The organism is Slackia equolifaciens (genome assembly GCF_003725995.1).
GTDB classification, from domain to species: Bacteria; Actinomycetota; Coriobacteriia; order Coriobacteriales; family Eggerthellaceae; genus Slackia; species Slackia equolifaciens.
In genome coordinates, this window is the sequence record NZ_QIBX01000046.1 from 1 (window position 1) to 678 (window position 678).

At 57.4% G+C, this 678-nt stretch carries 1 protein-coding gene; it reads right to left on the reverse strand.

From position 1 onward, the window contains the following. Positions 1 to 659: plasmid recombination protein (locus tag DMP06_RS11250; protein ID WP_161957922.1), on the reverse strand; the 659-nt coding region annotated here is incomplete at its 3' end. Positions 660 to 678 lie beyond the last annotated feature (19 nt).

Consider the following 678-nt stretch of genomic DNA (forward strand, 5'->3'; position numbering starts at 1 on the left):
CTCTTGAATCTCGATATCCACTTCTCAAGGAACGCAGTTCTTTTTCTAGCACGGCGTTCAAGCTCTTTGTTGCGCTCAATAGCTTCTCTGCATTCTGCTCCACGGCCCTCAACTTCCTCAAGTTTCCGCTCGAGCTTCTCAGCTCTCTCTCGAGCTGCTCTTCCCTCTCTGTCAGCTTCCTCTTCGACTCCTCGACGCTCCTCCTCGATTCGGCCAATTCGAGACTTGATCTCCTCTCCTCGGAGATCAAGTCCCTCGATCTCCTCCTCGACCAGTCGCGCCTCCTCTTGAAGGGACTCCAATCGCTCTGCGGCCCTGGCGCACTCGGCCTCGATCTCGTCCCTCTTATCGAGTGCCGGCTGCACGTATTCGGCTTCGATGGCCGCCCTCGCGGCGTCCAGCTTGTCCTGCGGAACCGATGACAGCACCTTTTCCTTCTGCCGATCCTCCGACAGCTCGATCTCCACAGGGTATCCCAGCTTGCCCTCCACGCGTTTGGCCAGCTCTTTGTGAAGCGCTCGGTACTTTCCCCTCGTCATCATCGACTTGTAGCTAAAAGACGGCTTCCCGTTCGGCTTTGTGACGACGGGAGTCCACGCGATGTGCACGTGCGGCGTTTTCTCATCCATGTGAACGTAGGCGCCGACAATGTTGTCCATGCCCACGAGACTCGTGAGG